Raw genomic sequence first — 3,739 nt, 5'->3', positions numbered from 1 at the left:
CGTCTTTGACTCATGTTTGCTACTCCATTCGTTTTTCTCAAATCTTACCATAATATTTAGTTTTCAGACACATCCTACACTTCTTGCGGTAAATCCTATTCATATGCGTATGACAAAGAAAACGGGTTATATATTGTCGTAGACGGAATGGTTGATGGTAGTGACGGCAATGAAAAACAAGAAGTATATTCGTATATAACACAAATACAGGAAAAAAAGAAGAGATTAAAAAATTTACTCATCGGAATATCACCCTATTGACCGTTGACTTCAACTATGAAGGTAAACTTTACAGGTACGCTCTGCTAGCACAATAAAACAATTAAGGTGAATCAGGCTTTTTGAATAAGCTGCTAGTGAATGATCCAAGTTAAAAAAGGCCCTTTAGGGCCTTTTCTCTTACTCAATCGATACAAACGACTGTCTGTAAAAACATCTCAGCGAGTTGATCCCAGTTTCTAGTATCTGAGTAGCAGAAAGATATCATTATAAAAACGTAAACCGCAAATGTAAGCGATCTCTATCGCTCTTATGTATTCATAATTTCAGATTGTAAGTTTGTTTAATACAAACATGTGTTGGGGGAACACATAAATGACAATCAATGGTTCAAGTTTTTAGGAAGGAACAAAGATAGGTTGAGTACCATTGATTCTGAACAGATAATATCTATATCTTGCAACCCAATGATTAATTGTCCTGAACAGCAGGAGTTCTGGACTTTCTATAGGTCTAGGACTCCTGCTGTTTCTAGGTTGGATAGATCTAATTGTTGATCTAATTGTTTAAAAAAAACAAAGTTGTTGACTGAGAAAATAAAGAAAGTAATAGACCGACAATGCTTCATTAAGCTAACGGTAGGTTTTTTCGAAGGACAATAACACGGGCAACTAATAGTCGTTATAGAAACGTTAGGTATTTACCAGAAAGTGAATAACTAGACCACAGTCTGTACTCAACCGTACGCTCGGAGCTGTACCGAACGTGTCCGGGCTTGCCATTAGAAGTCAGTCCTTCAGAGTACGACAGCCGGCCCTATCTATACACCACAAAGCTAACAAAGGTCATCCAGTTTCGGGGAAATTGTGGCGACTGGCTAACTGCTTTAGAAAGATCGATGTGAAAACGTGAGCTTACGAGATAACGATAAAAGTCATTGCGAATATTTCAACGCTGATTGCACATACGGGATCATGATGGGTCTTTCTACACAAGATGAATCCTCGTGTAACCTATTAAAATAATTATGTTCAAGAAAAATAGTGACTGAATACAAAAAAATATGAATCTGTAGTTATGTTTCATAATGTAAAATTTTGTGTAATTAAGCATTTGTAACCGAATTGATTCAAATAAGGAATCGGTCGGGGGTCACGGTTTTAAAATCATAATGAGACGGAGGACTTATAGTATGCACGCAAACCACAAATGGATCGTGTCTACGCTTTTGCTGTCCGCGATGGGGGCCTCAGTTCTGCCTTTCGCAGCTCCTGCATCCGCAGCCAGTGTTACGAAGCTCAAGAGTGATGCGTCCAGGCTGGATGCGCCCTCAGTGAGCGAGAAGGCAGCCGATCAGAATGATCCGCAGATGGTGGAAGAAATGCCGGAGATGAGAACGCTTTACAGCAAGCAGTACCTGATGGACGATGGTAGTTATGAGACGATGATCTCGCTCATGCCACTTCATTACGTGGATCCTAAGGGTAGCTATAAGGATATTCAGCTGAGGCTGGAGCCGGTGCAGCAGGTTACTGATGGAGCCGGCTTGTCGACATCCAACATGGACAGGCTGCCTATATCAGCAGCAGAATCGTCGAATTCAATCGAGAACGTAGAGCAGGACAGGAAGAAACAGCAGGATAGCAAGGAGCAGCAGGAGAGCAGCAGTTCACAGCAGGAACAGCCTCAAGACAGCAGTCAGCAGAATCCGGAAATAACGCCTGTCCCAGAGCCGGAGAATGACCAAAGCGACAAACAGACAGAAGAAGAGACGGATGCGAACAAGAACGAATCGCCTGCCGCTGACCCGTCAGGGCCCACCGTGACGGATGCTACCTATACCTCCAGCACGGTACCTTATGTGCCAGTACTACATACTCAATTTGACCAGGGATATGCCCTGACTTCAGGAGATTCCCTTCATATCCTTCCATTGGGAACCCAATCAGCCACCGCTGATACATCAAGGATAGCAGATGGTGTGTTGTCCTATTCTGACGCTTGGCCTTCTACCGATGTGCAGCTGCGGCTGACGGAGAGAGGCATTGACCAGACTCTTCTGCTGAAGTCGGCCTCGTCACCGTCAGCCTTCAGCTACCGGATTGAAGGCAAACTGCAGGAGGACGGGACAGCCGGAGCTCTGTCCGTACAGCCCGTGTGGGCTGAGGACGCTGCAGGCGTGAAGCATGAGGTGCAGCAGACGATTCGTCAGCATAACGGTGCGGCTTATCTGGATATGAGTTTGAATTCCGATCAGCTGCAATATCCGGTCACCCTTCACGCAGCTACCGGACTGAATAACACCGGCTTGTCACAGGAGGGTACGGTAACCAGTGCATTACCTGCTGCCGGACGTTCGGTCCAGGGGGGGCTGCTTGTAGGTGTTCAAGGAGAGACAACGTTCCAGTCGTATCTGCAATTTGATCTGTCCATGATTCCGGCCAAATCCGAGATCCTGGGTGCAAGGCTTCAACTCACAGCATCCGGCTCGCATGGCCTGAACGGAGTGCTGCAGGTGCTGGGCAACAAGGAGCCGTGGCAGGCCGGTCAGCTTCGCTGGGAGAACAAGCCGGCGTCCTATGAAGCAGATCAGGGACAGCTCGATCTTCAGGGGAATGACTCGCCATCCATTCGTCTGGATGAGTCTCTCATCACCGATTGGGTAAGCCGGAAGAAGCCCAACTACGGAATGCAGTTAGTTTATAAATCTGCTAACAACGAATTGTTAACCTTATCTTCCTCGGAGAATGTGTCAGAGGCGGCGAGACCCCGGCTGTACATTTCTTACAGCACGGACGGAATGCAGCTGAGAAGCCTAGCACAGGCTTCAATCCGGTTCAGCTATGACTATGATGAACAGAGTCGCCTGCAGACGATTCAATTTCCGACCGGGGAGCTGATTCGGTTCACCTATGACAAGGCTGGCAATGTAGTGAAGCGAGAGTATATCGGCAATTAGGGATGGAATAAGGACGATAGTTAAGAAAATAGAGGACTCTAATCTACGGCATTTGCATCCCTAAGGAAACTGCAAACAGGGATGCCTGATGCTGAATTCACTTGAAATGAGGAGAAGCGTTCGTGAAGAAGCATGTGAGCAAGCTGTTCTATATATTCATGATTATCAGTCTGATGATCTCGTTTGTGCCGCCGGCTGCCAGTGCCGCCGCGGCTGAAGATCGTGCTGCCGCGTTCAATCAGCTGGACACCCCTTACGCAGGGTATGAAATGGCTGCGAACACACCGTATTCCGGAGCCGGAGAAGGGGAGCAGATTTCGGATGCGAGGGTACGCTGCGGCGGATCGAGACCGATTTCACACTGCCTGGCCGTAATGGCCTCGATGTGGTACTGTCTCGTCTGTATCAGGGCAGCACTGCTTATGTATATGAACCGAAGGCCGAAGCGGATAAGACAGCGCTTGGCGACAATGTTATCAAGAATGAAACCGAGTACTATACGTATAACGAGCAGACATCCAATCTCGGTGTAGGCTGGACATGGGCTTTTCCGTCGGTGGA

At 46.9% G+C, this 3,739-nt stretch carries 2 protein-coding genes; both read left to right on the top strand.

The features are described from left to right. The first annotated feature begins 1,411 nt into the window (after positions 1 to 1,411). Positions 1,412 to 3,178: a DNRLRE domain-containing protein gene (locus Q5741_RS21350; protein ID WP_305026128.1), complete on the top strand. Its 1,767-nt coding sequence runs from the start codon at positions 1,412 to 1,414 to the stop codon at positions 3,176 to 3,178. Between the two features lie 122 nt (positions 3,179 to 3,300). Further along, positions 3,301 to 3,711, top strand: a complete 411-nt coding sequence (locus tag Q5741_RS21345) for a hypothetical protein (protein WP_305026127.1) — start codon at positions 3,301 to 3,303, stop codon at positions 3,709 to 3,711. Positions 3,712 to 3,739: the final 28 nt, after the last annotated feature.

Source organism: Paenibacillus lacisoli, from assembly GCF_030580655.1.
In the GTDB taxonomy this organism is placed as follows: domain Bacteria; phylum Bacillota; class Bacilli; order Paenibacillales; family Paenibacillaceae; genus Paenibacillus; species Paenibacillus lacisoli.
This window is presented reverse-complemented; position numbering and strand designations above follow the sequence as displayed.

Excerpts from the sequence above, each read along its gene's own strand:
- Q5741_RS21350 (WP_305026128.1), top strand. The coding sequence starts at position 1,412 with ATGCACGCAAACCACAAATGGATCGTGTCTACGCTTTTGCTGTCCGCG.